We start from the raw sequence: 21,360 nt of genomic DNA, 5'->3' as shown, positions 1-21,360 counted from the left end.
GATGAACACCTTGCGCATCGGTTCCGGTGCCGGCTATTCCGGCGACCGCATCGAACCTGCCGTAGAACTGGCCGAACACGGCGACCTGGATTACCTGGTCTTCGAATGCCTGGCCGAACGCACCATCGCCCTGGCGCAACAGGCGCGCATCAGCGATCCGCAGGGCGGGTATGACCCGCTGCTGAGCGAGCGCATGCGCCGCGTGCTGCCGTTTGTCGGCCGCCGCGATGGGCGCCGACGTTTGCGAGTGATCACCAATATGGGCGCGGCCAATCCGGTGGCGGCGGCTATTGAAGTGCGCCGCATCGCCAATGAGTTGGGCCTGGGCCTCAAGGTGGTGGCGGTGCTGGGTGACGATGTGCTCGACATCCTGCGTCCCGAGCAGGTGCTGGATAACGGCCAGACCTTGGGCTCACTGGGCGCGCGGTTGATTTCTGCGAACGCCTACCTGGGCGTCGACGGCATTCTCGAGGCCCTGGGTGCCGAGGCTGATGTGGTGATCACCGGGCGCGTGGCCGATCCGTCGCTGTTCCTGGCGCCGCAGATGTTTGAGTTTGGCTGGGCGATGGACGATTGGCCGCGTCTGGGGCGCGGCACACTGGTGGGGCATTTGCTCGAATGCGCGGGGCAGGTCAGCGGTGGGTATTTCGCCGATCCCGGCTTCAAGGACGTGAATGACCTGGCGCGCCTGGGGTTTCCGTTGGCCGAGATCAATGCCGACGGTGATGCGGTGATTACCAAGGTCGCAGGTTCCGGTGGACGGGTCAGTCGAGCGACCTGTACCGAGCAATTGATCTATGAAGTGCATGACCCTGCGGCGTACCTGACCCCTGATGTCACCGCCGACTTTTCCCAGGTGACCTTTATCGACGACGCTACTGACCGGGTGCGGGCCCAGGGCGCCAATGGTCGAGCACGGCCGGAACAGTTGAAGGTCAGCGTGGGTTACCTGGACGGTTGGATCGGCGAGGGGCAGATGTCCTACGGTGGCCCGGGTGCGGTCGCACGGGCGCAACTGGCGCGAGATGTTGTGCTCAAGCGCCTGGAGTTGATGGGGGTGAAGATGCAGGAGGTGCGCGCCGAGTTGATCGGCTTGGACTCATTGCATGGCCCACGCGGCAGTGTCGAGCCTTGGGAAGTGCGTCTGCGCGTGGCTGCGCGCTGTGAAGAGCGCAGCGAGGCGGTACGTGTCGGCAATGAAGTGGAAACCCTCTACACCAACGGCCCGTCTGGCGGTGGCGGCGCCAGCAAGAGTGTGCGGCAGGTGGTGGCGGTGGCGTCGTTGCTGCTGCCGCGTAACGCGGTCAACCCGAGGATCGAAGCATGAAGCTGCACACCCTGGCCCATTCCCGCACCGGGGATAAGGGCGACACCTCGAATATTTCGATCATTGCCTATCGCGCCGAGGACTATCCCTTGCTTTGCGAACAGCTCACGGCCGAGCGCGTGAGCGAATTTTTTGCGGGCCTTCTGGAACCGGGTGCTGCGCCGATACGGCGTTATGAGTTGCCCAACGTGCAGGCGCTGAACTTCGTGCTGCCGGGGATCCTGCGCGGCGGCGTGACACGCTCGCTGGCGCTGGATGCCCACGGAAAATGCCTGGGCTCCGCATTACTGGACATGGAAATCCTGTAGGAGCGAGCTAGCTCGCGAAAATCGTCAACGATAACGAGGGGAACCTGACACCCCGCGGCGTCCTCAGGTTTTTCGCGAGCAAGCTCGCTCCTACAGAGGAGACGGCGTCTGTCAGAGCGCAGCGAAGCGCTTGTCCAGGTAATCGATGATCACCTTGGAATCGTACATCCACGTGGTCTGGCCATTCTCTTCGATGCGCAGGCACGGCACCTTGATCTTGCCGCCTTGCTCCAGCAGGGTCTGGCGATCTTGCTCGTTGTTCTTTGCATCCTTCAACGCCACCGGAACATTCAGGCGATGCAGGGTACGACGGGTCTTCACGCAGAACGGGCAGGCGTGGAACTGGTACAGGCTCAGGCCCTTGGCCGCCGCGTTCACCTGTGCCTGCTGCTCGGCGGGGCGCTGCTTTTTGCGTGGGCGGGTAATGAAGTCGCCCGCGATGATGACGTGGCCGAGGCCCACTCGAAGTGCTTTGACGAACATGGCTGAAACCTCTTGCCCATGACAGAAGGGGCCGCAGCTTACCTGAATTTTGCGGGCGAAAAAAAACCGGCGATGGACGCCGGCCTTTTCCTACGCAGCCTGTTACTTGATCAGGCTGAGGAATTCGCTACGGGTCGCCGCGTTTTCGCGGAACTCACCCAGCATCACCGAGGTGATCATCGACGAATTCTGTTTTTCCACACCGCGCATCATCATGCACATGTGCTTGGCTTCGATCACCACCGCCACGCCCAGGGCGCCGGTGACCTGCTGGACAGCATCGGCGATCTGGCGGCTGAGGTTTTCCTGGATCTGCAGGCGGCGCGCATACATGTCGACGATCCGCGCGACCTTGGACAGGCCCAGCACCTTGCCGCTTGGGATGTAGGCGACGTGAGCCTTGCCGATAAACGGCAGCAGGTGGTGTTCGCACAGCGAGTACAACTCGATGTCCTTGACCAGCACCATTTCGCTGTTGTCGGAGCTGAACAAGGCACCATTGGTGACTTCTTCAAGTGTCTGTTCATAGCCGCGGCAAAGGTACTGCATCGCCTTGGCGGCACGCTTTGGCGTGTCGAGCAGGCCCTCGCGGGAGACGTCCTCGCCAAGTTGGCCGAGGATCTCGGTGTAATTCTGTTCCAGGGACATGAAACTACCTGTTGGATTTTCGCAAAGCGCAAGGTTACGGTGGCCGACACATGGCTGCAAGCCTGACGATGGCACTTGTTACTCGTCGCGCCCTTCCATCATGGTGCGCTTGAGCATCACGTACACCGCGCCGGCGCCACCATGACGGGCCTGGCAGGAGGTAAAGCCGAGCACCTGGGCATGCTGGCGCAGCCAGGTGTTGACATGGCTCTTGATCATTGGCCGCTTGCCGTCCAGGCGCACGGCCTTGCCGTGGGTGACGCGCACGCAGCGGATTTCGAATTTGGTGGCTTCGGCCAGGAAGGCCCAGAGGGTTTCCCGGGCTTTTTCCACGGTCATGCCATGCAGGTCGAGGCTGCCTTCGAACGGGATCTGGCCTGCCTTGAGCTTGCGCATCTGGCTTTCCTGCACACCGTCGCGGGCCCACATCAGTTCGTCTTCGGGGCCGACGTCGATCACGAACTGGTCCGACAGGCCGTCTACGGTGGTGGCATCCGTGCGCACGGTCGCAGCCTGGCGCAACTTGGCGATCTGCGCCCGGTCAGTCTTGGGCTTGCCGGTGTCGGCGCGGTCGTGCTTGATCGGCTTGACGCCGCGCAGCTCGTTCTTGAACAGGGAAAAATCGTCGTCTTGCATGTCAGCCTCCGCGAAGGGCGGGCAGTTTACCTAAATCGCGGCGGCCAGGGCGCAGGAAACGCTATCCAAGCGCCATCAGTCGTGTTTTTTCATCAGGTGCGAGGCGATGTTCAGTGACAACGGCTGGCGCATCCGCCGCCGGCTGCGCCGCCACAACCACACGCCGAACCACAGCACCAACAGGCCGACCACCACCAGGATCGCCGAGCCGCCAGGGCTGGCATTCAATTCGCCCAGTGCCGGGGAGTGCCCCGACAAGCCTGCGCCACCGGCCACCGCCAGCAGCACACCTACAACCGCCAGCAGCGCGGCAATGCCGGCCACCAGGCGCAGGCGCCAGTTGCTCGGGCCCTTGGGGCGCAAGCGACGAGCATCAAAACCATCGGATATCTTCATTCCGACCTTTCCTCCAGGGTATCGGCCCTTCGACCGGAAGATACACAGGTTGTTCCTGTGCCAGAGGCAATTGCAGCAAATGACAGGCATTTGCAGATGAGCGGGGCCCGCACGCGGCCGCTCCGCTCATCGCGCGGCTGTCAGATCAGGTCTTTGGTCAAGGCAAGGGTGGCGAAGTTGTCGGCCATGATGGCCATTTCGGTTTGCTGCACGTGTTCGGCAGTGAGGACGCCGCCCTTGTAAGGCAGGTCGCGGGTGGCACAGGCGTCCTCCACCAGGGTGCAGCGAAAGCCCAGGTTCTTGGCGGCGCGCACGGTGGTGCTGACGCTGGAGTGGCTCATGAAACCGCAGACGATCAGGTCCAGCGAACCCAGGTCCTGCAGGTGTTTTTCCAGGCCGGTGCCGTGGAAAGCGCTGGGCAGCAGCTTGCCGATGATGGTTTCGTCGCCGGCCGGTTCCAGGCCAGGGATGAATTCGCCACGCTCGCCCTGCGGGTCGAACAGGCCGCCCACGGTGCCCAGGTGGCGCACATGCACGATCGGGCGCCCGGCGCTGCGCGCGGCTGCGACCAATTGCTTGATATTGGCGACCGCCGCGTCCATGCCCGTGAGGGCGAGCGGGCCGCTGAGGTATTCCTTCTGGGCATCGATGATCACAAGGGTCGCATGGCTGAGATTGGCAGCTGCATAACCACGACCGCTGAGTTGAAACATCGTCTTTGGAACGGACATTCTGGGGCTCCTGTGAGTGGGGCTTTTGTGACATTGTCCACTGGCTGAGCGGTTCTGTGAATCGCTACGATCATAAGGTACGCCGTTGCTGGCGTGCAGCCATGTCAAGAGGCCGGCTTGTTCCAGCCAATGATGGCAAACTGGATGAAATCCGACGTACGGCGAGGGCGTTACGTACATCGTCGCTACGGGCGAAGGCTGTTAGAATCGCCAGTCGTTTTTTCCAGGAGCTTGCCCCCGTGATCACTTCTCGCCTGCGCACCTTGCGCGACCATATCCGTTGGGCTGTCAGCCGTTTCCATGGGGAAGACCTGTTTTTTGGCCACGGTACCGACAATGCCTGGGACGAAGCCCGGCAATTGGTGCTCGGCGCCTTGCACTTGCCGTGGGAAATCGCCGACAGCTACCTGGACTGCAACCTGGAAGAAGAGGAAATCTCCCATGTGCAGCGTTTGCTGCATCGCCGTATCCACGAGCGGGTACCCACCGCCTATCTGTTGAAGGAAGCCTGGTTTTGCGGCATGTCGTTCATTGTCGATGAGCGTGTGCTGATCCCACGCTCACCGATCGGCGAACTGATCGAAAACCGCTTCGAGCCCTGGCTGGCCCAGCCACCGGCGCGCATTCTCGACCTGTGCACGGGTTCCGGTTGCATTGGCATCGCGTGTGCCTATGAGTTCCCGGACGCCGAAGTGGTGTTGGGCGACCTGTCCTTCGAAGCGCTGGAAGTGGCCAACCAGAATATCGAGCGCCATGGCGTCGATGAACGCGTGTACACCGTGCAGGGGGACGGCTTTGATGGCTTGCCGGGCCAGCGCTTTGACCTGATCGTGTCCAACCCGCCGTATGTGGATGCCGAGGATTTTGCCGACATGCCGGACGAATACCAGCATGAGCCAGAGCTGGGCCTGGCGTGCGGCGACGATGGCCTGAACCTGGTGCGGCGCATGCTCGCCGAAGCGGCCGATCACCTGACCGAGAAGGGCTTGCTGATTGTCGAGGTGGGCAACAGCCAGGTCCACGTCGAGGCGCTGTACCCGGAAGTCGATTTTGCCTGGCTGGAGTTCCAGCGCGGTGGGCATGGCGTGTTCATGTTGACGGCTGAACAGTGCCGGGCGCATCAGGCAATCTTCGCCGCCAGGATCTAACTGAAGAAGAACCGGCTGTCGTGGCAAGCGGGTTGTTGTGGCAAGCCCTAATGCCGTTCAGTTAAGCGTACATCGCCTTCTGTAGGAGCGAGGGGGACGCCTAGTTCTTGCTCGCGAAAAACGTCAACGATAACGCGTGTTTCCTGAGTGAACGCGGCGCCTGTGAGTTCTTCGCGAGCAAGAACTAGGCGTCCCCCTCGCTCCTACAAAAAAGCCTTAACTGAACGGCATTATGGCTAGCCCGCTCGCCACAGGGTTCCGGTTTGCTGCGCCACGGCGCCCAGTCGGATAGTTGGCGCACCTTCCACCTGTGTATCCCGTGCAACCCGGTCACTCGCGATTTACCGGTGCGTAGCGATCCAGATCAACAATCCCGCCTGAAACACGGTGAACGCTACCAGGCAGGTGATGGTAAACCGTAGCCCGCTGTCCTCACGCTTGAACTTGGTGACTTTTTCCTCTTCCTTGCGCAGCTTCACTTCCTGCTCCGCCAGGTTCTGTTCGGCCTGTTGCAGCATTTGCGCGGCTTCGAGGATCTCCACGAACTGCACCTTCTCGGTGTTCCAGCTGTCCAGCACATCGCCGACCTTGCCGGGCTGCACGTTGCCTTTCAAATGCTGCACATCGGCGTAGGCCACGTCAAAGCCTTGGACACGCAGGAAGTGATCGCGACGCAGGCGCGTGGCTTCATTGAGCGCGTCCTTGTTGGCCAGGTCTACGCCGTCAACGCGGTAGTGGGCCCACTTCTTCTTCGCCCAGGCGGCGCCTTGGGCGACCAGGAATCGGCCGATGCCACGGTTGGCCGGTTCGATTTCCAGGCTGTTGCCTGGGCCGAAGTGCACGCGGTGCTTGTCGTGATCGACCCAGATGTCCAGGTGATTCTGCTCGCGGCGCACCCGTTGGCCCGGTAACTGGATGACCATGCGCAGCAGGCTGTGGTGTTTGTCGTTGCGTTCGGCGTAACCGAACTGCACGAAACGCAAAGGCCTCACCCCCGTGGCGCGGTCAGTGGCCAGGGGCGCCAGGCGCAGCATCTTGAAATGTTCCGCCTGCACGTCTGCCCACGGCAGGGGCGCCGCGTCGACGACCTCGGTTTTTTCCGTGGCGGTTTCAGCGGTAGGTTCTGGTGTTGCTTCGGTGATAGTCATGCGGCGCGATCCTGTCCAAGCCCAGCCAGTCGACAGGCTTTTTGCTGTCGACCCTGGGCTTATCGGCCGCTTTTCCCAGTACTGGAGGCAATTAGTCGGTCAACGGGGTTGAAGTCCGTCGATAAAGCGCACCAGGCGTGTGCCCAGCTCGGCGGCCAGGGGCAATTGAGGGTTGTTATAGGAGGCCAGTTGCTGCTTCACGTCGTTGGGCACGATGCGCATCACGTGGTTCATGCCCTCGATTATCGTCAATTCGGCGTCGGGCTTGGCGTTCTTCAATTGCTGCGCATCGCCCACCCCCACCTGGATATCGTGGGTGCCCTGGATGATCAGCGCCGGCATGCGTAGCTTGGCAAAAGCTGCCGAGGGGTCGGCACGAAACAGGCTGATCAGATAGGGCTGAACGCTGGGTCGGAAAATCCCTTCCAGAGGGGCCGGCACATCGGGGTCCACCTGGCCGGCCTTGAGGTGGTCAAGGATTTCATTACTGCGCAGCAGCAGGGCAGGGGGCAGGTGGTCAGCCAACTGTTGGCGTATCACCTGGTCCACCGGACGGGCGCTGCCGGACAAGGAGACCACCCCCGCCGGATCGAGTTGCGGCGCGGCCAGGGCGGCCACCAGCGCACCTTCGCTATGGCCCAGCACAATCAGCGGGCCCATGCGCTTGTCGGCCTTGAGCAGCTTGCCCCAGGCCACGGCGTCGGCCACGTAGGCGTCCAGGGTCAGGTTGCGCTCATCGGGCGTGGCGGCCAGGCTGGCGGCAACGCCGCGCTTGTCGTAGCGCACGCTGGCGATGTTATGCCGGGCCAGTACCCAGGCCAGGCGCTTGAGGCTGTCGTTGCGCGCGCCGTCGGCGCTGTTGCCGTTGCGGTCGGTGGGGCCGGAGCCGGCAATGATCAGCACCACCGGCACCGGTTTGTCGGACTGGGGCAGCAGCAGCGAGCCAAACAGCTCGCCGCTGCCGGTGTCGAGGCTGATGGGCCGTTGCAACACCACGGGGGACGCGGCACAGGCCACGCCAGTAAACAGGGTCAGGGTCAGTAGCAAAACTCGAAGCATCATCACGCCATCATCAGGAAGGTGCCGGTTCGACCAACGTCTACCGGTAAGGTTTCGAGGATGAACTAGTCGGTTGGCCCGCGTATACTGGCGCGCTTGGTTATCACCTCTGAGTGATTACAACTGATTTCACGGAGCGCCCTGCATGTCCGGCAATACCTTCGGCAAGCTGTTCACTGTCACCACCGCAGGCGAAAGCCATGGCCCGGCGTTGGTCGCCATTGTCGACGGCTGCCCGCCCGGCCTCGAGCTGTCCCTGGAAGACCTGCAGCGCGACCTCGACCGCCGCAAGCCCGGCACCAGCCGCCACACCACCCAGCGTCAGGAGCCTGACCAGGTCGAAATCCTCTCTGGCGTGTTCGAAGGCCGCACCACTGGCTGTGCCATCGGCCTGCTGATCCGCAACACCGACCAGAAGTCCAAGGACTACTCGGCGATCAAGGACCTGTTCCGCCCGGCTCATGCCGACTACACCTACCATCACAAATACGGCGAACGCGACTACCGTGGCGGCGGCCGCAGCTCGGCCCGTGAGACCGCAATGCGCGTGGCGGCCGGTGCGATTGCCAAGAAGTACCTGGCCACCCAGGGTATCGTCATCCGTGGCTATATGAGCCAGTTGGGCCCGATCGAAATCCCGTTCAAGACCTGGGACAGCGTGGAAGACAACGCCTTCTTCTGCCCCGACCCGGACAAAGTGCCGGAACTGGAAGCCTACATGGACCAGTTGCGCCGCGACCAGGACTCCGTGGGCGCCAAGATCACCGTGGTCGCCGAAGGCGTCAAGCCGGGCCTGGGCGAGCCGATCTTCGACCGCCTGGACGCCGAACTGGCCCACGCGCTGATGAGCATCAACGCGGTGAAAGGCGTGGAAATCGGCGCGGGCTTCGCATGTGTCGCCCAGCGCGGCACCGAACATCGCGACGAACTGACCCCACAAGGTTTCCTCAGCAATAACGCGGGCGGCATCCTCGGCGGTATTTCCTCCGGGCAGCCGATCATTGCGCACCTGGCCCTCAAGGCCACATCGAGCATCACCACCCCGGGGCGTTCGATCGATGTGCACGGCAATCCGGTGGACGTCATCACCAAGGGCCGCCATGACCCGTGCGTCGGCATCCGTGCCACACCGATTGCCGAAGCGATGATGGCGATCGTGTTGATGGACCACCTGCTGCGCAACCGTGGGCAAAATGCCGATGTACGCGTGAGTACCCCGGTACTGGGCCAACTGTGACGGATTGTGGTGGCGAGCGATGTGGCTCGCGCGGGGCTGTGAAGCAGCCCCTTGCGGCAACATGACACCCCCCGTCCCGTACTGGCGCCTCTCCAGCTTCTACCTGTTCTACTTCGCCCTGCTGGGGGCGACAGCGCCATTCCTGGCGCTTTACTTCGATCATCTGGGGTTCTCCAGCGCGCGCATCGGCGAACTGGTGGCCATCCCCATGCTGATGCGCTGCGTGGCGCCCAACCTGTGGGGCTGGCTCGGCGACTATACCGGTCGGCGCCTGGCCATCGTGCGTTTTGGCGCGGTGTGCACCCTGGCGAGCTTTTGCCTGATTTTCATCAGCAAGACTTACGCCTGGCTGGCGCTGGTGATGGCCTTGCACGCGTTCTTCTGGCATGCGGTGCTGCCGCAGTTTGAAGTCATCACCCTGGCCCACCTGCACACACAAACCTCGCGCTACAGCCAGGTCCGCCTATGGGGCTCCATCGGCTTTATCCTCACCGTCGTGATCATGGGTCGCCTGTTCGACTGGCTGAGCCTGGATATTTACCCGGTGGTGGTCGTGGTGATCATGGCCGGCATCATCGGCGCCAGCCTGTGGGTACCGAACGCGCAGCCTGCCACCCAGGGCAATCGCCTGGCTGCCGAGGGTTTCCTCACGCAATTGCGCAGCCCCGGGGTCCTTGCGTTTTATGCCTGTGTGGCGCTGATGCAAATGAGCCATGGGCCGTACTACACCTTCCTGACCCTGCACCTGGAGCACTTGGGCTACAGCCGAGGCGTGATCGGTATGCTCTGGGCCCTGGGGGTGGTCGCGGAAGTGCTGATGTTCCTGGCCATGAGTCGCATCCTTACGCGCTTTTCCGTGCGTCGTGTGTTACTGGCCAGTTTCCTGCTGGCGGCGCTGCGTTGGTTGCTGCTGGGCTCGTTTGCCGAGTTTTTCTGGGTGTTGCTATTGGCGCAAGTGATGCACGCGGCAACGTTCGGCAGTTTTCATGCGGCGGCGATTGCCTTTGTGCAACGCAGCTTCGGCGACCGCCAGCAGGGTCAGGGCCAGGCGTTGTACGCAGCTTTGGCCGGCACCGGCGGCGCACTTGGCGCTTTGTATGCCGGCTATAGCTGGAACCTGTTGGGGCCGACCCTCACGTTCAGCATCGCCAGCGTCGCGGCCCTGGCCGCCGCCCTTATCATCGGCTTTCGATTGAAAGAGCAGAACCAAGGAACCGTCCAATGAGTTATGTAGCCGTTTACTCCGTCACCACCCCGGATACCCCGAACAAGGTCCTGACCCATTTCGACGACATCGTCTCGACCCTGGCCGAGCACGGTGTGCGGTTCGAGCGCTGGCAACCAGGCCCACTGGCAAAAGGTGCCAGCGAGGCTGAAATGATCGCCGCGTGCCAGCCCCGGATCGACGCCCTCGGTTACGGCTGCATTGAGGTGTTCAGCGTCACCGGCGACCACCCGCAACGCACCGAGCTGCGCGCCGGCCTTCTCGATGAGCGCCGCTACAGCTCGGACCAGGCCAGGTTCTTTATCGCCGGCCAGGGGCTGTTCAGCTTGCACATCGGTGACTATGTGTACGGCGTACGCTGTGAGAAAAATGACCTGCTGGTGATCCCGGCCGGCTTGCCGCATTGGTTCGATATGGGAGAGCACCCGCACTGCGTGATCTTGCAGTTATCCCACCAGCCTGGGCACGCGGTCGCTGAGTTTACCGGGAGTGAGCTTGCCGCTGGGTTTCCAGGATTGGACGACTAGTCGCTGGTTCGCGATTGTTCAACCCGCCTATGCGGAAAAGTATTGTGGGAAGAACCTTATTGGAGTGTAAGACTTGGCTGTTTTTGCAGGTCTTGCTCTTTAATTCCGTTCGTTATGTAAATCTCTCCAAACCTCGATGTTTATGCTGTCTGTCAATAGGAGAAATCCGAAGGTTAGGACGGCGTCCGCAAATAAAAGGAGAGAGATGAATGAGCGCGCAACAGGAGCAGGATCGATCGTCACCGACGCAGGACGAAGTGTCCACAGCGGTGAGAAAGCGCCTGAGCTTGTCCGGCAAGCCCCTGACCCCCGCGGAACAGGAAATCCTGCGCTGGGCCCTGGAGGGCAAGACTGTCTGGGAGATCAGCCAGATTCGAGCCAGTTCCGAAGCCACGGTGAAATTTCACCTGCGTAACATCTATGGCAAGTTGCAGGTCACCAACCGCGTGCAGGCAATGAATGAAGCGGTTCGGCAAGGCCTGTACTGAACGCATAAAAAAGGGCCGCGACGCTTGATGGCGTCGCGGCCCTCTTTATTGCTGGATAGCTCAGGCCGAATGGTAGGTCGGCAAGGCAAAGCGGTTCTGGCTTTGCAGCATCGAAATCTGCGGCAGCTCACTGGCTTGTTCGGCCAGGTCGCGGCGAATCGCGCTGATCACCCACGTCAGTTGATCGGCAGTGTGCAACTGCTGGTAAGAGATCGAACGCTTGACCTGCTTGCCTTCGCTGTTGCGCAGGGTCAACAGGATACCGCCGTCGGGACGTGGCTGGGTGGTGACGTCGTAGTTGGAGAATACTGAGGCGAATTTATCTTGGATCAGGCTCATGTCTATCAGCTCCGTTGGCTCAAGTTGGCAAGCATGGAGTGATAGGTGCAGTGATTGTGCCAGCTAATGAATTTATAAAAAATCTTTATAAATCAACAGGTTGAAAATATTCAGAATTTTCGGTTTCGTGCAATTTGCATGAATGGCCATCATGCATCCTGCATTTTGCGCTATTCGATAGGCCCGTCGCGGCGGGTGCTCAAGGGTAAAGACTGTCAGTACGTGACTAAATTCCCTTTTTTCAGCCGACGAGGGGCAGGGGATACAAAACTTTTCAAATCCCGCGTGTACAGCTGAAGAATCGCTGGCGTATTTTCCTGCAAGGCATTCGGCCTCCTGCCTTCGCAAGGCGCCGGTGTTTCCGGATCAGATAAAGAATAAGAAAAAGGATGTTCCGCCATGAGCCATCAGCCAAACGACATGATCACCTGGGGCATGATGCTGCGTAAGGTGCCAGCCATCGTGCGGGCCTTGCCTCGAGTGGTGCGCGGCATGCGCGCTGCGAATGTCACCGACCCGGCGCAGCCTTGCGGCCTGGGCTGGCACTTCGAACAAGCCACCCTGCGTAACCCTGATGGCGCCGCCTTGCTCTACGGCGACAGCGTGCTCAGCTACCGCGACGCTAACCAGCGTGCCAACCGTATCGCCCATCATCTGGCCTCCCAAGGCATCGGCAAGGGTGACGTCGTCGCGCTGTTTATCGAAAACCGTCCCGAGTTGCTGCTGAACGTGCTGGCGGTGGCCAAGCTTGGCGGCATCTGCGCCATGCTCAATACCGCACAAACCCAGGCGGCGTTGGTGCACAGCCTGAACCTGGTCAACCCGGTGGCAATCGTGGTCGGCGCGGAATTGGTGGATGCCTATACGGTGGTGCGCGATCAAGTGTCGATCCCGGCGGAGCGCACCTGGTTCGTCGCGGATCAGCATGCCAGCGTGGCCCCCGAGGGGTATGTCGACCTGATGGCCGCCAGTGCCGACTGTTCGCCAGACAACCCCGCCAGCAGTGCCCGGATCTTCTTCAGCGACCCCTGCTTCTATATCTACACCTCCGGCACCACCGGCCTGCCCAAGGCCGGCATCATGAAACATGGTCGCTGGACCAGGACCGCCGTCAGTTTCGGCAGCATCGCCCTGGACATGGGCCCGGACGATGTCATGTATTGCACCTTGCCGCTGTACCACGCCACCGGTCTGTGCGTGTGCTGGGGGGCGGCGATCATTGGTGCCTCGGGATTCGCCATTCGGCGCAAATTCAGCGCCAGCCAGTTCTGGGACGATGCGCGCAAATTCAACGCCACTACCCTCGGGTATGTCGGCGAATTGTGCCGCTACCTGCTTGACCAGCCCACCAGTACCCAGGATCGCGATAACCAGGTGACCAAGATGGTCGGCAACGGCTTGCGCCCCGGTGTTTGGGCACAATTCAAACAGCGCTTTGGCGTCGAGCATATCTGCGAACTGTATGCCGCCAGCGATGGCAATATCGGCTTTACTAACGTGTTGAACTTCGACAACACCATCGGCTTTTGCCTGCAACATTGGGCGCTGGTGGATTACGTCCCGGAGAGCGGCGAACCGCTGCGGGGCAGTGATGGCTTCATGCGCAAGGTGCAAACGGGCGGCCAGGGCCTGTTGCTGGCCAGGATTGATGAAAAGTCGCCGTTCGATGGCTACACCGACCCGGAAAAGAACCGCAAGGTGGTGCTGACCGACGTGTTCGAAAAGGGCGATCGCTACTTCAATACCGGCGACTTGTTACGCAGCATCGGCTTTGGCCATGCGCAGTTTGTCGATCGCCTGGGGGATACCTATCGCTGGAAGGGCGAGAACGTTTCCACCACCGAAGTCGAGAACATCCTGCTGCAACACCCGCAGATCGCCGAGGTCGTGGCCTATGGTGTCGAGATCGAAAACACCAACGGCCGCGCAGGCATGGTCGCCATCACTCCCAGTGAATCCCTGGCGGCCCTGGATATGCGCGAACTGCTGCAATTCGCCCATGGTCAATTGCCGCACTATGCGGTGCCGTTATTCCTGCGGATCAAGGTGAAGATGGAGACCACTGGCACCTTCAAGTACCAGAAGGTACGGCTCAAGGAAGAAGCCTTCGACCCGGACAAGGCGGGCAACGATCCGGTCTACGCGTGGTTGCCGGGCTCGGACAGCTACGTGCCGGTCACCGGTCAATTATTGGCGCAGATCCAGGGCGGTGAGTTTCGCTATTGATTGTGTCTATGAAGGCTTTTGACAAAAAAGCCATGACAGTGGGGAACTCCATCGCGACACTGGGCGCCATATAAAGCACCAGAACAGGAGCCTCCCCATGTCAGACCACGCCAAACGAATGACCGAAGACGAAGCCGCCGAGTTTGCCGAGCAGGTCTTCGACGTGGCCCGCAAAGGCGACGCGGCCATGCTCGCCGCGCTGCTGGCCAAAGGCTTGCCGGCCAACCTGCGCAACCACAACGGCGACACCTTGCTGATGCTCGCGGCCTACCATGGCCACGCCGAGGCGGTAAAAGTGCTGCTGGAATTCAAGGCTGACCCGCTGATCGCCAATGACAAGAACCAACTGCCGATCGCTGGCGCGGCGTTCAAGGGCAACCTGCCCGTGGTCAAGGCCCTGATCGAGGGTGGCGCGCCGGTTGACGCAGCATCCTCGGACGGCCGCACGGCACTGATGATGGCGGCGATGTTCAACCGCGTTGAGATGGTGGACTACCTGCTGGGCCAGGGCGCGAACCCCAGGGCGGTCGATGCCCAGGGTGCGACGGTGCTGGCAGCGGCGCAGACCATGGGCGCGATGGATACGGCGGCGCAGTTGCAGAAACTGGTGTAGGCTACGCGCCCTCGAAAACCAGCCCGTCACAGGATCGCCCCATGAAAACCGCCCTCGTCGAACTCATCAGCAACATCAGCACTGGCCTCATGAGCGACGACGAGGTGGCGCGCATCGCCGAAGAGGCCGCCCAGGCCTACGCAGACCCTGCGGCCTTCCTGGCGGCCAATCCGGACATCAACTACGACGACACCTTCCCGATCCCGTTGGGGGAGTGGGTGGTGGTCGGCAGCCTGCCGGACACCGTGCTGTTCCAGGCCGATACTTACAGTGATCTGTTTGCCCAGATCGTCGCGTCGTTCGGCCCGGGCGTGGCATTCAACCTCAAGCCCAAGCAACTGGCCAAGACCGAAGCGCTGACCGCCCTCAACCGCATCCAGATCCAGATGAGCGCCCTGAGCCCGGAAGACGGCGGCTATGTGTTGATGAACTTCAGCCAACCGCTGGATGACGAGATCCAGGCGGTGCTGGTGTACGGCAACGACCTGGCGCGCGTGTTGGCGCTGTGTGCCGAAGTCGGCATCAAGGGCGAGCCTTCCCTGGAAGCGTTGAAGGTGGCCGTTCACGTCTGAAATAAAACGGAACCCCCGCCAGGGCTGACTATCCTACAAGGGCATGCCCTCACTTAGGAGCGACACCATGGGTTCTACTTTCAACGGTCTGATCGGGTTGATCATCCTGGCGCTGGATATCTGGGCGATCATCAATGTGTTCCAAAGCGGCGCAAGCACCGGGGCCAAGGTGCTCTGGATCCTGTTGATCCTGTTGCTGCCAGTGTTGGGCCTGATCATCTGGGCGATCGCCGGGCCGCGCGGTAATGTGCGGATCTGACCCCTCACTCCCTTTGGCGTGTGAGCAATAAGTGTGGGAGGGGGCTTGCTCCCGATAGCGGTGTGGCAGTGCCAGATGAGTTGGCTGACCCACCGCTATCGGGAGCAAGCCCCCTCCCACAGTGGTCTTCAGCGCACTCCAGAGATTTGTGTGTCGAAATATTCGCTGCACGAAATTTTCACATCCCATCCAAGACAATTCGCCCGCTTTGAATCGCCGCCCCAAGGCTCTATCTCCAGTGCCGTTAACGGCAGAAGGGGGGCGCACATTCAGTAATTAATAGCGTTGCTCGCATTGATCGGGCACCATTTGCGCCACCGCGCAAACCGCCTACCCCCAGCCAGCCTGGGCGAGGCCGAGCGCCATTGCTTTATTTCGCAACTTAAACTTCCAATGGGTCCTGAAACGACATGGCAAACCCGGACGCCCTGAGTCAGCAGCGAGCTTCTAATCGCCTGCTGCAACCGACCGTCAAATCCCATCTGGCGTACACGCTGCTTTGCGCACTGGTCATGATGGTGATGTTTTCCCTGCTGCGCCTGGCGCTGCTGGCCTACAACCGCGAGATGATCCTCGACACCCCGGCCTCGACCTTCTTGGAAGCGTTCGCCAACGGCCTGCGCCTGGATATTCGCCTGGTGGTGTACGTGCTGATCCCGCTGCTGCTGGCCCTGTTCAGCGTACGGGCCATGGCCGCGCGTGGGTTCTTCCGTTTGTGGCTGACCGTTGCGTCCAGCATCGCCCTGTTCCTGGGCTTGATGGAGATGGACTTCTACCGCGAATTCCACCAGCGCCTCAACGGCCTGGTCTTCCAATATGTCAAGGAAGACCCGAAGACCGTGATGAGCATGCTCTGGTACGGTTTCCCAGTGGTGCGCTACCTGCTGGCCTGGGCCGTGGGCACGCTGATCCTGAGCATCGCCTTCAAGGGTGCCGACCGTGCCACGCGCCCGCGCGGCCCGTTCAGCGGTGGCAGCATCGGTACCCGCCAGGTGGCGCCGTGGTACTCGCGCATCGCGGTGTTCGTGGTTTGCCTGCTGGTCGCGGTCGTCGCTGCTCGTGGCACCCTGCGCCAGGGCCCGCCGCTGCGTTGGGGTGACGTCTACACCACCGAGTCGAACTTCGCCAACCAGTTGGGCCTCAATGGCACCTTGTCGCTGATCGCCGCGGCCAAGTCGCGCTTCTCCGAAGAACGCTCCAACATCTGGAAAGCCACCCTGGATCAACCGCTGGCCACCCAGACCGTGCGCGACATGCTGGTCTTGCCGCAAGAGAAACTGGTGGATACCGACACCGCCGCCGTGCGCCGTGACTACACGCCGCCGGCCGAAAAAACCCTGCCGATCAAGAACGTCGTCGTGATCCTGATGGAAAGCTTCGCCGGTCACTCGGTGGGCGCCTTGGGTCGCCCGGGCAATATCACGCCGTACTTCGACAAGTTGTCCAAGGAAGGCCTGCTGTTCGACCGCTTCTTCTCCAATGGCACTCACACCCACCAGGGTATGTTCGCCACCATGGCCTGCTTCCCGAACCTGCCGGGCTTCGAATACCTGATGCAGACCCCCGAAGGCAGTCACAAGCTGTCGGGCCTGCCGCAGTTGCTCAGTGCGCGCAAGTTTGACGACGTGTATGTCTACAACGGCGACTTCGCCTGGGACAACCAGTCCGGTTTCTTCAGCAACCAGGGCATGACCAACTTCATTGGCCGCAATGACTTCGTCAACCCGGTGTTCTCCGACCCGACCTGGGGCGTGTCCGACCAGGACATGTTCAACCGTGGCCTGGAAGAGTTGAAGGCCCGCGAAGGCGGCAAGCCGTTCTACGCATTGCTGCAAACCCTGTCCAACCACACGCCGTACGCGCTGCCCAACCCGTTGCCGGTGGATAAAGTGACCGGCCGTGGCAGCCTCGACGAGCATTTGACGGCCATGCGCTACTCCGACTGGGCCCTGGGCCAGTTCTTTGAAAAGGCCCGCAAAGAGCCGTACTTCAAGGAAACCCTGTTCGTGATCGTGGGTGACCACGGCTTTGGCAATGAACAGCAGATCACCGAAATGGACCTGGGCCGCTTCAATGTGCCGATGCTGATGATCGCACCGGGTATCCAGGAGAAGTTCGGCGAGCGTGACCACACCGTGGGCACCCAGATCGACATCGTCCCGACTATCATGGGGCGCCTTGGCGGCGACACCCTGCACCAGTGCTGGGGGCGTGACCTGCTGAACCTGCCGGAAGGCGACAAGGGCTTCGGCGTGATCAAGCCTTCGGGCAGCGACCAGACCGTGGCGTTGCTCACTGGCGACCGCGTGCTGGTGTTGCCTAAGGAAATGCCACCGAAGTTGTGGGAATACGAACTGGGCGCCGACCCAACCGGTAAGGTCATTCCTGATTCGCCGGACGAAGCTGCACTGAAGCAGAAGCTTGAATCGTTCCTGCAGACCGCAACCAAGAGCCTGTTGGATAACACCGCAGGGGTGGTTGATGGCAAGCCGGACTAATTGACCGGCAATAAAAAAGAGGCCTTCAAGAAGGCCTCTTTTTTTGCCCGGCTTTTATATCTTGCCGAGCAGCAACAACACCAGCAGCACGACCAGGACCACACCGAGAATACCCGACGGACCATAACCCCAGCTACGGGAGTGCGGGAACACTGGAAGGCCACCGACCAGTAGAAGGATCAGGATAATGATCAGAATGAGGCTCATAGTTTTTTTCCTTGTAGGCCTTCTGTAAAGACCGGTTATTTAACGATAGGCCCGACAGTTGAATACGGACGCCTTAATAACTCCGACTGTGCGCCTGCGTGGAAAATTCCATGTTTTTTTAAAGCGTTTTGCAGCGTCGCTTATTTCTTTTAATACCCTCGCCAATGCACCTGCTTAGTTGAAAAAGATTGAACTTAGCCTGTGGGCAGGTATCCGACCGAGCCCGCGGTTTGCCTGGGGCATTCATCACTCTGATGGTGCGTGGGTGTAGGAAAAACCTTCGCTACACTGCCGATCACTTCTTCTGTGAACCACAAGGCTACTTTCTATGCAAAATCGCATGATGATCACTGGCGCCGGGTCCGGCCTGGGTCGTGAAATCGCTCTGCGCTGGGCCCGCGAGGGTTGGCAACTGGCCTTGTCGGATGTCAGTGAGCCGGGCCTGCAGGAAACCTTGAAGCGGGTACGCGAGGCCGGTGGCGACGGTTTTATCCAGCGCTGCGACGTGCGCGACTACAGTCAGCTCACGGCCTTTGCCCAGGCCTGCGAGGAGAAGCTGGGTGGCATAGATGTGATCGTCAACAATGCCGGCGTGGCCTCCGGTGGGTTCTTCGCCGAACTGTCCCTGGAGGATTGGGACTGGCAGATCGCGATCAACCTGATGGGCGTGGTCAAGGGCTGCAAGGCGTTCCTGCCGCTGCTGGAAAAGAGCAAGGGCCGCATCATCAACATTGCTTCGATGGCAGCACTGATGCAGGGCCCGGCCATGAGCAACTACAACGTGGCCAAGGCCGGCGTAGTGGCGCTATCGGAAAGCCTGTTGGTGGAGCTCAAGCAGCAGGAAGTGGGGGTGCACGTGGTCTGCCCGTCGTTTTTCCAGACCAACCTGTTGGACTCGTTCCGTGGACCGACCCCGGCAATGAAAGCGCAGGTGGGCAAGTTGCTCGAGAGCTCACCGATTTCGGCGGCGGATATCGCCGATTACATTTACCAGCGGGTGGCCCAGGGCGAGTTCATGATCCTGCCCCATGAGCAGGGCCGGATGGCGTGGGCGTTGAAGCAGAAGAACCCGCAGTTGCTGTATGACGAGATGACCGTGATGGCGGATAAGATGCGCGCGAAGGCCCAGGCTGTCAGGGGGTGATTGGGATGGTGTGCATATCCGTTTCCTTGGTAACGGATATGCCCCGCTAAACCCGCCACAACCAAGCCTCTGTCTGTCAGGCAATTTACCCGCCTATGTAGGCGCTGCCTGATTTAGCCGCAAGCCATTGCTGCCACAAATCCAAGCGCGCAAGGTCAAGGTCCTGTCACTCGAAAAGGACAACCGCCATGCTGGTCTTAAGCCGCGCCGTAGGCGAAATCATCTCCATTGGCGATGACATCGCCTTGCACATCCTCGAACTGAACGGTACCCAGGTTAAATTCGGCATCCAAGCGCCGACGGGCGTCAATGTGCACCGCGCCGAGGTGTTTGAGAAGATCGTCGAACGCCAGGGTGCCGCCGCCCATCCGCAACCCAACGCCTGAAACCGCGCTCAGTCGAACAGATGCTTGGGCACGTCGTGCTTGAGCATCAACTGGCATTGTTCGCTGTCGGGGTCGAATACGATCAATGCCTGGCCCTTGGTCAGCGCCTGGCGCACGCGCAATACCCGGGTTTCCAGGGGCGTGTCGTCGCCATTGTCGGTACCGTCGCGGGTGACGAAGTCTTCGATCAGGCGGGTCAGGGTGTCGACTTCAAGTGCGTCGTAGGGAATCAGCATACAAGCCTCAACTAGAGAATCCCGGCGATGCTACTGCGCCGGGACCATTGTTGCCAGCGTCAGGACTTCTGACCGACCAGGCTATCTACCGGCGGCACACGCGTGTCGCTCTCCATCTGCGTTTCGTGCTCGATCTGATGGCTGAACCTGTCCAGTGAACCCTGGGCCGGTTGCGCATCGCTGGCAAACACGGGGGGGCTGAGGATATACGCGCTCAGCAGGCGACTCAGGGCCGCCAGGCTGTCGATATGGGTGCGCTCGTAGCCGTGGGTCGCATCGCAACCAAACGCCAGCAGCGCGGTGCGGATATCGTGGCCAGCGGTCACCGCCGAGTGGGCATCGCTGAAGTAATAACGAAACAGGTCGCGACGCACCGGCAGTTCATTGTCCGACGCCAGGCGCAGCAGGTGGCGGGACAGGTGATAGTCATACGGCCCGCCGGAGTCCTGCATCGCCACGCTCACCGCGTGCTCGCTGGAGTGCTGGCCAGGGGCGACCGGTGCGATATCGATGCCGACAAACTCACTCACATCCCAGGGCAGGGCAGCCGCTGCGCCGCTGCCGGTTTCCTCGGTGATGGTGAACAGCGGGTGGCAGTCGATCAGCAAGGGTTCGCCGCTGTCGACGATGGCCTTGAGTGCGGCAAGCAGGGCGGCGACACCAGCCTTGTCGTCCAAGTGGCGCGCGCTGATATGGCCGCTTTCGGTGAATTCGGGCAGGGGGTCGAACGCCACGTAGTCACCGATGCCGATTCCCAGGGAGTCGCAGTCGGCACGGGTCGCGCAGTAGGCGTCCAGGCGCAGCTCCACATGGTCCCAGCTCACCGGCATTTCATCCACGGCGGTATTGAATGCGTGCCCTGAGGCCATCAATGGCAGGACGCTGCCACGGATCACGCCGTTGTCGGTGAACAGGCTGACGCGGCTGCCCTCGGCAAAGCGGCTTGACCAGCAACCGACGGGGGCCAGGGTCAGGCGTCCGTTATCCTTGATCGCGCGGACGGCGGCGCCGATGGTGTCCAAGTGCGCCGATACTGCGCGGTCGGGGCTGTTCTTCTGGCCCTTGAGGGTGGCGCGAATGGTGCCGCGACGGGTCATTTCAAACGGGATGCCCAGCTCTTCCAGGCGTTCGGCGACATAGCGCACGATGGTATCGGTAAACCCGGTGGGGCTGGGGATGGCGAGCATTTCCAGCAGCACTTTTTGCAGGTAGTTGAGATCCGGTTCGGGGATGGTTCGGGTCATAAAGACTCCTGACTGGATAAGATAAGGGCGGTTTTGTGGCGAGCTGGCTTGTTGTGGAGAGCTGGCTTGTTGTGGCAAACGGACTTGTTGTGGCGAGCTAGCTTGTTGTGGCGAGCGGGCTTGCCCTAATGCCGTTCAGTTAAGGCTTTTTTGTAGGAGCGAGCTTGCTCGCGAAGAACTCACAGGCGCCGCGTTCACTCAGGAAACACGCGTTATCGTTGACGTTTTTCGCGAGCAAGCTCGCTCCTACAGAAGGCGATGTACGCTTAACTGAA

25 protein-coding genes and 1 pseudogene are annotated in these 21,360 nt (G+C 61.0%); 15 read left to right on the top strand and 11 right to left on the bottom strand.

The genetic code is table 11. The features are described from left to right. Position 1 precedes the first annotated feature (1 nt). From P2T68_RS26120 to P2T68_RS26110, 3 genes and pseudogenes are all read left to right on the top strand, one after another. On the top strand, positions 2 to 1,327 hold the full coding sequence (locus P2T68_RS26120; RefSeq protein WP_277378479.1) for an acyclic terpene utilization AtuA family protein: 1,326 nt from the start codon (positions 2 to 4) through the stop codon (positions 1,325 to 1,327). Then, positions 1,324 to 1,635 carry a hypothetical protein gene (locus tag P2T68_RS26115; RefSeq protein WP_069076716.1) on the top strand — a complete coding sequence of 104 codons (312 nt, stop codon included), beginning with the start codon at positions 1,324 to 1,326 and terminating at the stop codon, positions 1,633 to 1,635. The genes P2T68_RS26120 and P2T68_RS26115 overlap by 4 nt, the downstream gene beginning before the upstream one ends. 20 nt (positions 1,636 to 1,655) lie before the next feature. Continuing rightward, positions 1,656 to 1,730: pseudogene (locus tag P2T68_RS26110) on the top strand (outer membrane lipoprotein carrier protein LolA); the annotation flags it as partial. A 16-nt stretch (positions 1,731 to 1,746) separates the two neighbouring features. On the opposite strand, the gene P2T68_RS26105 reads toward P2T68_RS26110, so the two are convergent. The 5 genes from P2T68_RS26105 to P2T68_RS26085 all read right to left on the bottom strand — a co-directional run bounded on the left by P2T68_RS26105 (position 1,747) and on the right by P2T68_RS26085 (position 4,529). Next, entirely contained in the window at positions 1,747 to 2,118 is a 372-nt protein-coding gene (locus P2T68_RS26105; RefSeq protein ID WP_024076634.1) for a glutathione S-transferase N-terminal domain-containing protein, read from the bottom strand. 102 nt (positions 2,119 to 2,220) lie between these two features. Further along, positions 2,221 to 2,766: a GTP cyclohydrolase I FolE gene (gene folE, locus P2T68_RS26100; protein WP_024076633.1), complete on the bottom strand. Its 546-nt coding sequence runs from the start codon at positions 2,764 to 2,766 to the stop codon at positions 2,221 to 2,223. Between the two features lie 78 nt (positions 2,767 to 2,844). Next, a complete protein-coding gene (locus P2T68_RS26095) occupies positions 2,845 to 3,402 on the bottom strand; it encodes a Smr/MutS family protein (protein WP_003192796.1) in 558 nt (185 codons plus the stop codon). 75 nt (positions 3,403 to 3,477) lie between these two features. Further along, positions 3,478 to 3,798: a hypothetical protein gene (locus P2T68_RS26090; RefSeq protein ID WP_102625225.1), complete on the bottom strand. Its 321-nt coding sequence runs from the start codon at positions 3,796 to 3,798 to the stop codon at positions 3,478 to 3,480. 140 nt (positions 3,799 to 3,938) lie between these two features. Next, a complete protein-coding gene (locus tag P2T68_RS26085) occupies positions 3,939 to 4,529 on the bottom strand; it encodes a cysteine hydrolase family protein (protein ID WP_024076631.1) in 591 nt (196 codons plus the stop codon). A gap of 239 nt (positions 4,530 to 4,768) precedes the next feature. Here P2T68_RS26085 and prmB point away from each other — a divergent pair, with 239 nt between their 5' ends. After that, positions 4,769 to 5,677 (top strand): 50S ribosomal protein L3 N(5)-glutamine methyltransferase, encoded by a 909-nt coding sequence (gene prmB / locus P2T68_RS26080; RefSeq protein WP_024076630.1) that lies wholly within the window; start codon positions 4,769 to 4,771, stop codon positions 5,675 to 5,677. A 341-nt stretch (positions 5,678 to 6,018) separates the two neighbouring features. Here the strand turns inward: prmB and P2T68_RS26075 are convergent, their stop codons facing one another. Then, complete coding sequence (locus P2T68_RS26075; protein ID WP_024076629.1) at positions 6,019 to 6,825, bottom strand: hypothetical protein; 807 nt, start codon at positions 6,823 to 6,825, stop codon at positions 6,019 to 6,021. A 99-nt stretch (positions 6,826 to 6,924) separates the two neighbouring features. Continuing rightward, entirely contained in the window at positions 6,925 to 7,887 is a 963-nt protein-coding gene (locus P2T68_RS26070) for an alpha/beta fold hydrolase (protein WP_024076628.1), read from the bottom strand. A gap of 142 nt (positions 7,888 to 8,029) precedes the next feature. Here P2T68_RS26070 and aroC point away from each other — a divergent pair, with 142 nt between their 5' ends. The 4 genes from aroC (at position 8,030) to P2T68_RS26050 (ending at position 11,361) form a co-directional block, all read left to right on the top strand. Further along, entirely contained in the window at positions 8,030 to 9,121 is a 1,092-nt protein-coding gene (gene aroC, locus P2T68_RS26065) for a chorismate synthase (protein ID WP_024076627.1), read from the top strand. 61 nt (positions 9,122 to 9,182) lie between these two features. Continuing rightward, positions 9,183 to 10,346: an MFS transporter gene (locus tag P2T68_RS26060; RefSeq protein WP_277378477.1), complete on the top strand. Its 1,164-nt coding sequence runs from the start codon at positions 9,183 to 9,185 to the stop codon at positions 10,344 to 10,346. Next, a complete protein-coding gene (locus P2T68_RS26055; RefSeq protein WP_024076625.1) occupies positions 10,343 to 10,873 on the top strand; it encodes an acireductone dioxygenase in 531 nt (176 codons plus the stop codon). The genes P2T68_RS26060 and P2T68_RS26055 overlap by 4 nt, the downstream gene beginning before the upstream one ends. A gap of 209 nt (positions 10,874 to 11,082) precedes the next feature. Beyond that, on the top strand, positions 11,083 to 11,361 hold the full coding sequence (locus tag P2T68_RS26050; protein WP_024076624.1) for a helix-turn-helix transcriptional regulator: 279 nt from the start codon (positions 11,083 to 11,085) through the stop codon (positions 11,359 to 11,361). A gap of 60 nt (positions 11,362 to 11,421) precedes the next feature. On the opposite strand, the gene P2T68_RS26045 is transcribed toward P2T68_RS26050, so the two are convergent. After that, a complete protein-coding gene (locus tag P2T68_RS26045) occupies positions 11,422 to 11,700 on the bottom strand; it encodes a DUF3509 domain-containing protein (RefSeq protein ID WP_003172952.1) in 279 nt (92 codons plus the stop codon). Positions 11,701 to 12,099: 399 nt separating this feature from the next. On the opposite strand from P2T68_RS26045, the gene P2T68_RS26040 reads away from it, so the two are divergent. The 5 genes from P2T68_RS26040 to P2T68_RS26020 all read left to right on the top strand — a co-directional run bounded on the left by P2T68_RS26040 (position 12,100) and on the right by P2T68_RS26020 (position 17,868). Then, positions 12,100 to 13,926 carry a long-chain-acyl-CoA synthetase gene (locus P2T68_RS26040; protein ID WP_277378476.1) on the top strand — a complete coding sequence of 609 codons (1,827 nt, stop codon included), beginning with the start codon at positions 12,100 to 12,102 and terminating at the stop codon, positions 13,924 to 13,926. A 97-nt stretch (positions 13,927 to 14,023) separates the two neighbouring features. Further along, on the top strand, positions 14,024 to 14,539 hold the full coding sequence (locus tag P2T68_RS26035; RefSeq protein ID WP_024076622.1) for an ankyrin repeat domain-containing protein: 516 nt from the start codon (positions 14,024 to 14,026) through the stop codon (positions 14,537 to 14,539). 41 nt (positions 14,540 to 14,580) lie between these two features. Further along, positions 14,581 to 15,111, top strand: coding sequence for a hypothetical protein (locus P2T68_RS26030; protein WP_024076621.1), 531 nt, complete (start codon positions 14,581 to 14,583; stop codon positions 15,109 to 15,111). 67 nt (positions 15,112 to 15,178) lie between these two features. Next, positions 15,179 to 15,370 carry a PLDc N-terminal domain-containing protein gene (locus P2T68_RS26025; protein WP_024076620.1) on the top strand — a complete coding sequence of 64 codons (192 nt, stop codon included), beginning with the start codon at positions 15,179 to 15,181 and terminating at the stop codon, positions 15,368 to 15,370. A gap of 410 nt (positions 15,371 to 15,780) precedes the next feature. After that, positions 15,781 to 17,868, top strand: coding sequence for an LTA synthase family protein (locus P2T68_RS26020; protein WP_277378475.1), 2,088 nt, complete (start codon positions 15,781 to 15,783; stop codon positions 17,866 to 17,868). A gap of 54 nt (positions 17,869 to 17,922) precedes the next feature. Here the strand turns inward: P2T68_RS26020 and P2T68_RS26015 are convergent, their stop codons facing one another. Then, complete coding sequence (locus tag P2T68_RS26015; RefSeq protein ID WP_010208879.1) at positions 17,923 to 18,075, bottom strand: DUF3309 family protein; 153 nt, start codon at positions 18,073 to 18,075, stop codon at positions 17,923 to 17,925. 328 nt (positions 18,076 to 18,403) lie between these two features. Between P2T68_RS26015 and P2T68_RS26010 the strand changes: the two genes are divergently transcribed. Both P2T68_RS26010 and csrA read left to right on the top strand, forming a co-directional pair. Next, positions 18,404 to 19,219 carry an SDR family oxidoreductase gene (locus P2T68_RS26010; RefSeq protein WP_024076618.1) on the top strand — a complete coding sequence of 272 codons (816 nt, stop codon included), beginning with the start codon at positions 18,404 to 18,406 and terminating at the stop codon, positions 19,217 to 19,219. A 188-nt stretch (positions 19,220 to 19,407) separates the two neighbouring features. Then, positions 19,408 to 19,605 (top strand): carbon storage regulator CsrA, encoded by a 198-nt coding sequence (csrA, locus tag P2T68_RS26005; RefSeq protein ID WP_024076617.1) that lies wholly within the window; start codon positions 19,408 to 19,410, stop codon positions 19,603 to 19,605. A gap of 8 nt (positions 19,606 to 19,613) precedes the next feature. Here the strand turns inward: csrA and P2T68_RS26000 are convergent, their stop codons facing one another. Both P2T68_RS26000 and P2T68_RS25995 read right to left on the bottom strand, forming a co-directional pair. Next, positions 19,614 to 19,841: a YheU family protein gene (locus tag P2T68_RS26000; protein WP_003236706.1), complete on the bottom strand. Its 228-nt coding sequence runs from the start codon at positions 19,839 to 19,841 to the stop codon at positions 19,614 to 19,616. A 59-nt stretch (positions 19,842 to 19,900) separates the two neighbouring features. Continuing rightward, positions 19,901 to 21,085, bottom strand: a complete 1,185-nt coding sequence (locus P2T68_RS25995) for an osmoprotectant NAGGN system M42 family peptidase (RefSeq protein ID WP_069076725.1) — start codon at positions 21,083 to 21,085, stop codon at positions 19,901 to 19,903. Positions 21,086 to 21,360 lie beyond the last annotated feature (275 nt).

It is taken from the genome of Pseudomonas sp. G11 (genome assembly GCF_029457515.1).
GTDB classification, from domain to species: Bacteria; Pseudomonadota; Gammaproteobacteria; order Pseudomonadales; family Pseudomonadaceae; genus Aquipseudomonas; species Aquipseudomonas gorinensis.
This window is presented reverse-complemented; position numbering and strand designations above follow the sequence as displayed.

Excerpts from the sequence above, each read along its gene's own strand:
- csrA (WP_024076617.1), top strand. The coding sequence starts at position 19,408 with ATGCTGGTCTTAAGCCGCGCCGTAGGCGAAATCATCTCCATTGGCGAT.
- P2T68_RS26030 (WP_024076621.1), top strand. The coding sequence starts at position 14,581 with ATGAAAACCGCCCTCGTCGAACTCATCAGCAACATCAGCACTGGCCTC.
- P2T68_RS26000 (WP_003236706.1), bottom strand. The coding sequence starts at position 19,841 with ATGCTGATTCCCTACGACGCACTTGAAGTCGACACCCTGACCCGCCTG.
- P2T68_RS26060 (WP_277378477.1), top strand. The coding sequence starts at position 9,183 with ATGACACCCCCCGTCCCGTACTGGCGCCTCTCCAGCTTCTACCTGTTC.
- P2T68_RS26050 (WP_024076624.1), top strand. The coding sequence starts at position 11,083 with ATGAGCGCGCAACAGGAGCAGGATCGATCGTCACCGACGCAGGACGAA.
- aroC (WP_024076627.1), top strand. The coding sequence starts at position 8,030 with ATGTCCGGCAATACCTTCGGCAAGCTGTTCACTGTCACCACCGCAGGC.
- P2T68_RS26020 (WP_277378475.1), top strand. The coding sequence starts at position 15,781 with ATGGCAAACCCGGACGCCCTGAGTCAGCAGCGAGCTTCTAATCGCCTG.
- P2T68_RS26040 (WP_277378476.1), top strand. The coding sequence starts at position 12,100 with ATGAGCCATCAGCCAAACGACATGATCACCTGGGGCATGATGCTGCGT.
- P2T68_RS26085 (WP_024076631.1), bottom strand. The coding sequence starts at position 4,529 with ATGTCCGTTCCAAAGACGATGTTTCAACTCAGCGGTCGTGGTTATGCA.
- P2T68_RS26025 (WP_024076620.1), top strand. The coding sequence starts at position 15,179 with ATGGGTTCTACTTTCAACGGTCTGATCGGGTTGATCATCCTGGCGCTG.
- P2T68_RS26045 (WP_003172952.1), bottom strand. The coding sequence starts at position 11,700 with ATGAGCCTGATCCAAGATAAATTCGCCTCAGTATTCTCCAACTACGAC.
- P2T68_RS26010 (WP_024076618.1), top strand. The coding sequence starts at position 18,404 with ATGCAAAATCGCATGATGATCACTGGCGCCGGGTCCGGCCTGGGTCGT.
- P2T68_RS26105 (WP_024076634.1), bottom strand. The coding sequence starts at position 2,118 with ATGTTCGTCAAAGCACTTCGAGTGGGCCTCGGCCACGTCATCATCGCG.
- P2T68_RS26115 (WP_069076716.1), top strand. The coding sequence starts at position 1,324 with ATGAAGCTGCACACCCTGGCCCATTCCCGCACCGGGGATAAGGGCGAC.
- P2T68_RS26070 (WP_024076628.1), bottom strand. The coding sequence starts at position 7,887 with ATGATGCTTCGAGTTTTGCTACTGACCCTGACCCTGTTTACTGGCGTG.
- P2T68_RS26075 (WP_024076629.1), bottom strand. The coding sequence starts at position 6,825 with ATGACTATCACCGAAGCAACACCAGAACCTACCGCTGAAACCGCCACG.
- P2T68_RS26120 (WP_277378479.1), top strand. The coding sequence starts at position 2 with ATGAACACCTTGCGCATCGGTTCCGGTGCCGGCTATTCCGGCGACCGC.
- folE (WP_024076633.1), bottom strand. The coding sequence starts at position 2,766 with ATGTCCCTGGAACAGAATTACACCGAGATCCTCGGCCAACTTGGCGAG.
- P2T68_RS26095 (WP_003192796.1), bottom strand. The coding sequence starts at position 3,402 with ATGCAAGACGACGATTTTTCCCTGTTCAAGAACGAGCTGCGCGGCGTC.
- P2T68_RS25995 (WP_069076725.1), bottom strand. The coding sequence starts at position 21,085 with ATGACCCGAACCATCCCCGAACCGGATCTCAACTACCTGCAAAAAGTG.
- P2T68_RS26090 (WP_102625225.1), bottom strand. The coding sequence starts at position 3,798 with ATGAAGATATCCGATGGTTTTGATGCTCGTCGCTTGCGCCCCAAGGGC.
- P2T68_RS26015 (WP_010208879.1), bottom strand. The coding sequence starts at position 18,075 with ATGAGCCTCATTCTGATCATTATCCTGATCCTTCTACTGGTCGGTGGC.
- P2T68_RS26055 (WP_024076625.1), top strand. The coding sequence starts at position 10,343 with ATGAGTTATGTAGCCGTTTACTCCGTCACCACCCCGGATACCCCGAAC.
- P2T68_RS26035 (WP_024076622.1), top strand. The coding sequence starts at position 14,024 with ATGTCAGACCACGCCAAACGAATGACCGAAGACGAAGCCGCCGAGTTT.